At 75.1% G+C, this 6,042-nt stretch carries 8 protein-coding genes; 2 read left to right on the top strand and 6 right to left on the bottom strand.

Translation table 11 applies throughout. The annotated features are described in order from the left end of the window. Window positions 1-143 precede the first annotated feature (143 nt). Both ACFXA3_RS27445 and ACFXA3_RS27440 read right to left on the bottom strand, forming a co-directional pair. Window positions 144-671, bottom strand: a complete 528-nt coding sequence (locus ACFXA3_RS27445; RefSeq protein WP_385191061.1) for an ATP-binding protein — start codon at window positions 669-671, stop codon at window positions 144-146. Between the two features lie 19 nt (window positions 672-690). After that, the gene (locus ACFXA3_RS27440) at window positions 691-1,080 is read right to left on the bottom strand and encodes an STAS domain-containing protein (RefSeq protein ID WP_385191059.1); all 390 of its coding nucleotides are present in this window, start codon (window positions 1,078-1,080) and stop codon (window positions 691-693) included. Window positions 1,081-1,250: 170 nt separating this feature from the next. Here ACFXA3_RS27440 and ACFXA3_RS27435 point away from each other — a divergent pair, with 170 nt between their 5' ends. Then, window positions 1,251-1,604, top strand: coding sequence for a PRC-barrel domain containing protein (locus tag ACFXA3_RS27435; RefSeq protein ID WP_385191058.1), 354 nt, complete (start codon window positions 1,251-1,253; stop codon window positions 1,602-1,604). Window positions 1,605-1,673: 69 nt separating this feature from the next. Here the strand turns inward: ACFXA3_RS27435 and ACFXA3_RS27430 are convergent, their stop codons facing one another. The 4 genes from ACFXA3_RS27430 to ACFXA3_RS27415 all read right to left on the bottom strand — a co-directional run bounded on the left by ACFXA3_RS27430 (window position 1,674) and on the right by ACFXA3_RS27415 (window position 5,314). Further along, on the bottom strand, window positions 1,674-3,095 hold the full coding sequence (locus ACFXA3_RS27430) for an NADP-dependent succinic semialdehyde dehydrogenase (protein ID WP_385191056.1): 1,422 nt from the start codon (window positions 3,093-3,095) through the stop codon (window positions 1,674-1,676). Between the two features lie 135 nt (window positions 3,096-3,230). Beyond that, window positions 3,231-3,560 carry a hypothetical protein gene (locus ACFXA3_RS27425; RefSeq protein ID WP_385191055.1) on the bottom strand — a complete coding sequence of 110 codons (330 nt, stop codon included), beginning with the start codon at window positions 3,558-3,560 and terminating at the stop codon, window positions 3,231-3,233. A gap of 52 nt (window positions 3,561-3,612) precedes the next feature. Beyond that, window positions 3,613-4,026, bottom strand: coding sequence for an Ig domain-containing protein (locus tag ACFXA3_RS27420; RefSeq protein WP_385191053.1), 414 nt, complete (start codon window positions 4,024-4,026; stop codon window positions 3,613-3,615). A 127-nt stretch (window positions 4,027-4,153) separates the two neighbouring features. Further along, window positions 4,154-5,314: an aminotransferase class V-fold PLP-dependent enzyme gene (locus ACFXA3_RS27415; RefSeq protein ID WP_385191052.1), complete on the bottom strand. Its 1,161-nt coding sequence runs from the start codon at window positions 5,312-5,314 to the stop codon at window positions 4,154-4,156. 235 nt (window positions 5,315-5,549) lie between these two features. On the opposite strand from ACFXA3_RS27415, the gene ACFXA3_RS27410 reads away from it, so the two are divergent. Continuing rightward, window positions 5,550-6,042, top strand: a 493-nt coding sequence (locus ACFXA3_RS27410; protein WP_385191050.1) for a class I SAM-dependent methyltransferase, incomplete at its 3' end; no start/stop codon positions are given.

Raw genomic sequence — 6,042 nt, 5'->3', positions numbered from 1 at the left:
ACCCGCCCTCCCCCCCCCCCGAGCGCGCCCCCGGCCGCCGCGGCCACCCTGGGGGGGCCGGGCGCCCGGCCGCCGTCCGGTTCGTGTCGCGTCCGCGCGCGGCTGCTGCCGCGGGGACCCCGGCGGGAAGCCCCGTGGAGGCCTCAGCGAGGAGGCGTCCTCGGCGTCCCGTCCAGGGGCGGAGGCACCGCGCGGGCCGGAACCGGAGCCGCCACTTCGAACCAGACGGATTTTCCGCCCTCGCGCGGCGTCACTCCCCAGCTCCGGGCGAGCCGGTTCATCACCATCAGGCCGTGCCCGCCGGGCAGCCCCAGGGCGGTCCGCGGCCGCAGCCGGGGCAGGGCGGGGCTCGCATCTGCGACCTCGACGCGCAGGTCCCCGGCACGCCCGGGCGGCGCCTGCGGGCCGGCGGGACCGAGCCGCAGGACGAACTCGGTGACGCCCCCCGCGTGCATGGCGGCATTGGTCACCGCCTCGGACACCAGCAGCAGGACGTCCTCGACCGCGGTGTCGCGTTCCTCGTCCGTGAGCCCGGAGACCTCTTCCGGACCGGGCCAGGCCCATTCCTCGAGCGCATTGCGGCAGAAGTCGCGGCAGCGCCCCACCGCGGGGGAGGCGCCGTACAGGCCGAGCCGTCTCGTCCGGCCCGCCGATCCCGTCGGCCCGTTCATCTCCGGCTCCGCCGGGCCCTCACGGACGCCCCGGGACGGCCAGCTCGTCCGGCAGCCGTGCGTGGACGGTGAACAGCGCCGTCGCGCCGGTGATGTCGAACATGCGGGCCACCACGGGCCGCAGCGCGGCCAGCTCCAGCACGGCGCCGATCTCACGCGCTTCCAGCCGCCCCTTCAACAGGATGTTGAGGCCGGTCGAATCGCAGAACGTCAGCCGCTCGCAGTCCACCACGATCCGCTCGGCGCGCCGCGCCAGCGCCTGTTCCATCGCCTCGTCGAGCGGGTCCGGGTCGTCGCGGTCCAGCTCCCCCGCCACGACGACGACCGCCGTGCGCCCGCTCCAGCGGACCTCGGCCGAAAACCGCCGGTCCCGGCCGCCCGCCGCGTTCGCGTTCACTTCCGCTGCCATGCGCTACTCCGGTTCCTGTTCCGGCGCACATCAGGCCCACCAGCGAGGATACGTCGCAGCGCCGCCCTGCGCCGCCCCGCGGCGCCCCGCGACGGCCCGAGGTGTGGGCCGGGCGCGGCTGGGCAGGCGCGTGGCGACAGCGGTCCGGCAGGACGGAGGAGTGAGTCGCCATGACCAGTCTGTGGATCTACCGGGGGACCTCGGGACGCCCGGCCGGCACCGACCTGACGGGCTTCGGCGTCGAGGCGCTGGACGGCGCCATCGGGAAGGTCGACAAGCATTCCGACGAGGTCGATGCGTCCTACCTGGTGGTCGACACCGGCCCGTGGATCTTCGGCAGGCACGTGCTGCTGCCCGCGGGCACCGTCCGCCGCGTCGACACGGCCGAGCGCACGATCCACATCGGCCTCACCAAGGAGCAGATCAAGGCCTCCCCCGCGTTCGACCGGAACAGGCACCTGGGGGACGTGGACTACCAGCGCGTCCTGGACGGCTACTACGGCGGCATGACCCACCGGGCCTGATCCCGGCGCCGGCCCGCCCGGCCCGCCCGGCCCTCCCGGCCCGCCCCTCGCCCGGTCCCCCGGCGGCGCCTACGCGCCGCTGCCGGGCTCGGCCGCGTGCCACACCGTCGTGGCGTTGCAGAACTCCCGGATGCCGTGCCCCGACAGCTCGCGCCCGTACCCCGAGCGCTTCACGCCGCCGAAGGGCAGTGCCGGGTGGGAGGCGGTCATGCCGTTGAAGAAGACGCCGCCGGCCTCGATGTCCCGTACGAAGCGCTCCTGTTCCGCCGGATCACGGGTCCAGACGTTCGAGCTCAGGCCGAAGGGGGTGTCGTTGGCGACCGCCACCGCCTCGTCCAGGTCCCGCACCCGGTACACGGTGGCCACCGGGCCGAACGCCTCCTCGTGGTGGATGCGCATCCCGGGGGTGATCCCGGTGAGGACGGTCGGTGCGTAGAACCAGCCCTTCGCGAGGTCGCCCGGCAGGTTCTCCGGACGCTGTCCGCCGCACAGGGCCGTGGCCCCGCGGCGCAGCGCGTCCTCGACGAGCGCCTCGACGTCGGCGCGGCCCTGCTCGGTGGCGAGCGGGCCGACGTCCGTGGACTCCGACATCGGGTCGCCGACGGTCAGTGCGGCCATCCGGGCGGTGAAACCCCGGGTGAACTCGTCGTGGACGTCGGCGTGCACGAGGAACCGCTTGGCGGCGATGCAGGACTGCCCGTTGTTCTGCACCCGGGCGGTGACGGCGACCTCCACGGCCCGGTCGATGTCGGCCGACGGCATCACCACGAACGGGTCGCTGCCGCCCAGCTCCAGGACGGTCTTCTTCACCTCGTCACCGGCGACCGAGGCGACGGCCCGGCCGGCCGGCTCGCTCCCGGTCAGGGTCGCCGCCGCCACCCTGGGGTCGCGGAGGATGCCTTCGACGGCGCGGGAGGAGACCAGCAGGGTCTGGAACAACCCGTCGGGGAAACCGGCGCGGCGGAAGAGGTCGCCCAGGTAGAGAGCGGTCTGCGGCACGTTGGAGGCGTGCTTGAGCAGCCCCGCGTTGCCCGCCATCAGGGCGGGCGCGGCGAAGCGGACGACCTGCCAGAGGGGGAAGTTCCACGGCATCACGGCGAGGACCACGCCGAGGGGCCGGTAGTGGACCCGGGCCCGGGAGGCCCCGGCGTCCGCCACCTCGGCCTGCGGGGGATGCTCGTCGGCCAGCAGCCCCTCGGCGTTGCGGGCGTACCAGCGCATGGCCTTCGCGCATTTCGCCGCTTCCGCCCGGGCGGCCGCGAGCGGCTTGCCCATCTCGAGCGTCATCGTGCGGGCGACGTCGTCCCGGTCCCGGTCCAGCAGGTCGGCCGCGCGGTCGAGGAGGCGGGCGCGCTCGGCGAAGTCCGTGGTGCGGTGGCTGCGGAACGCGGCGTGGGCGGCGGCCAGGCGCTGCTCGATCTGGTCGCCACCCAGCTCTTCGAACGTCTTGAGCGTCTCGCCGTTCGCGGGGTTGACGGTTGCGATGGGCACGTACGGGCCTCCTCGTCCACGATGCGTCCGCACCGGACCGTACCGGCCCCGCCCCGTCCCCCCGGGCGCCCTGCCGTGGCGTGTCAGTCCGGGAAACGGATTCACCCGGTCGCCGGAGCACCGGGCACAGGCGGGCTACGCGTGCGGGCCGCGCCCGCCGGTGGCCGACAGCGCGCTCAGGGCGAGCAGCGCCACCGCGCACAGTCCCGGCGTCCAGGGCGAGTTGTCGCCCTCGGGGGCCGGGGACACGCGGTGCCGGGCGTCGTAGGCGACCCGGACCTGCTCGCCCTCGGCGGCGATGCGACGGTCGTCACGGAGTTCGCGGGATTGCGCCAGTGCGGCCACGTGGTGGTCTGGCCCGCTCCGGCCGCCGTCCGGCGTCCGCCGCTCGCCGTCCCGCGCGTACCCGCGGGCGGCGAGGGCGTCGACGACCGACCTCCGGTCTTCCGTGGAACGGTGCGGCACGACCGCAGCCCGGGCGGCTACGGCCGGGCGCGGGGGCCTGGGGGCCGGTGGGTCAGCAGCGCGGGCAGGCGTCGCGGATGACGCGCCAGACGAAGGTGGCGGAGCCCGTGGCGCCGGCCGCGTCCCGGGCGGTGACCGTCACGGTACGGGTGCCGCTGCCGCGCAGCAGTCCGGAGATCAGGCCGGTCGAGGAGTTGATCGTCAGGCCGATTGGCAGGTTGGTCGCCGACCAGGCGTACGGGGCCTTGCCCCCGGTGGCGGACATCTGCAGCCGGACGCTGTCGTACTGGTAGTTCTCCTGGGTGCCGGGGTTGGCCACCACCGGTGCCGCCGCCGCGACCGCGGCCGACGACGGGGCGGGCTGCGCGGCGACCGCGGCCGCGGAGCCGACCGGGGCGGCCAGCAGGGCCGCCAGCCCCACGGCCAGGACCGCCGATCGACGTGCGACGCTCTGGTTCGATCTCAACGTGACCTCCGAACTCGCTTGGTGGACAGCTGTGTTCAAGGTGCGAAGGTGCGGTGGGACGTCGGAATCCTACGCACGGGTGTGCGTTTCTTCCAGAACACGGTGAGGTCGGCCGGTTCGCGGTGGGTCACGGCCGGTTCAGGGCGTTGTCCAGTGCGGTCAGCAGTTGTTCGATGTCGGCGCCGGTGGTGTGGAGGTGGGGGCTGATGCGGATGGCCGGGCCGCGGGCCCCGACGAACACGTTCGCCTCCTCCAGCGCGGCCACCACGCGCCGCTGGAGCCCGTCGGGGACCGTGACGCCGAGCATGTGCGGGCCCCGCGGCGCCGGGACGGGCAGTCCCCGCTCGCGGGCCGCCGACGCGATGCGGGCGGTGGTGGCGGCCAGGGTGACGGCGATCCGCGGGACGGTCCAGGCCGACAGCTGTTCCAGGGCGGCGAGCGCCATGGGGGTGAGCTCGAAGGCGGTGCGCGCGCCCGCGTCGAAGCGGCGGGCTCCGGGCTGGTAGGCGGTGCGGTAGTCGACGAGCCGGGCGAAGTCCTCGGCGTCCTTGCGCAGGATCCAGTTCTCCTCCAGCGGCCGCCCTTCCTGATGGTCCGGGGCCACGTACAGGTAGCCGAGCCCGAAGGGGCCGAGCAGCCACTTGTAGCCCACGCTGACGAGGTAGTCGGGCCGCAGGGTGCCCATGTCGATGGGGATCGCCCCGGCGGACTGGCTGGCGTCGACGACCAGCGCGGCGCCCGCCGCCCGGGTGGCCTCGGCGATCCGGTCCAGATCGAGCAGGGCGCCGTCGGTCCAGTGGACCCGGGGTACCGAGACCACGGCCACGGAGTCGTCGAGGGCGTCCAGGACGGCCTCGGTCCAGGTCTGTCCCGGCTCGCGCCGCACGGTGAGGATCGAGGCCCCCGTCCGCTCGGCGAACCGCCACCAGGTGTAGATCCCGGACGGGTACTCGCCGGCCAGGACCAGGACCCGGCTGCCGGCCCGCGCGGCGAGGTTGGCGGCGGCCACCGCGAACCCGTAGCTGGTCGCCGGTACGAGGGCGATGTCGTCGGCGGTGGCCCCGATGAGGTCCGCGAACCTGGTGCGGCGCTCCTCGGCCTCGTCGAACCAGTCGGGGCCCGAGATCCGCCAGGGCTGTGCGCGCCGGTGCAGGGCGGCCTCGCCCGCGGCGAGGCCGGTGCGCAGGGTCGGAGCCAGGCTTGCGGTGTTGAAGTAGGCGATGCCGTCGGGGATGTCGAACAGCTCACGGGCGTTCGGGAGCGGCTCGCGGCCGACAGGCGAGGTCATGGCGTGCCCTTCGGATGGTGCGCGGCGCCACAGGACCGACGCGGGGCCGGGCTGCGGCCGGAGCCACCACACTGCCCGGCGTCCCGGGCCGTACACGTCAGCCGCCCCGGTGGGCGGGCGCACACGCCCCGGTTGGCCGACCCGGCGTGCGGGGCCGGGCGGCGGCGGACGCGGGCGTGCACGACGGGCGCGCCGCTGCCCCCGCTCCGGCCCGCCGGGCCGATAGTGGGGAGCTGTGAGCAACGGGTCAGAGGAACACGGCGAAGAGGGCGGTGCCTGGTCCGGGGCGGCCGGGGCAGAGGCGTTCGCGGCGGTGGAGGCGGCCACGGACTGGCTGCTCGGCTATCCGTTCGTGTTCGAGGCCCTGTCCGGCCGGATCGGCGAGGACGGGGTGCTCGTGGACTACGGCTGCGGGCCGGGACGGGTGGCCGACCGGGCGGCGCGGGTACTGGGCGCGCGGGTGCTGGGGGTGGACACGTCCGCGGAGATGCTGGCGATGGCCCGCAGCACGGCGCCGATGGTGGCGGAGTTCCACCTGGTCCGGGACGGCCGGGTGACCGGCCTGCCCGACGGGTGCGCGGACGCGGTCATGTGCAACCACGTCCTCGCCTCGCTGCCCACGGAGGAGGCCGTGCTCGGGGTGTTCGCGGAGATCCGCCGGCTGCTGCGGCCCGGGGCCCCGTTCGTGCTGCTGACCAGCGACCCCGCGTGCACGGACCTGGAGTACA

This window comes from Streptomyces sp. NPDC059456 (assembly GCF_042750055.1).
Taxonomy (GTDB): domain Bacteria; phylum Actinomycetota; class Actinomycetes; order Streptomycetales; family Streptomycetaceae; genus Streptomyces.
Note: the sequence above shows the minus strand (reverse complement) of the source record. Positions and strands in the feature narration are given on the sequence as shown.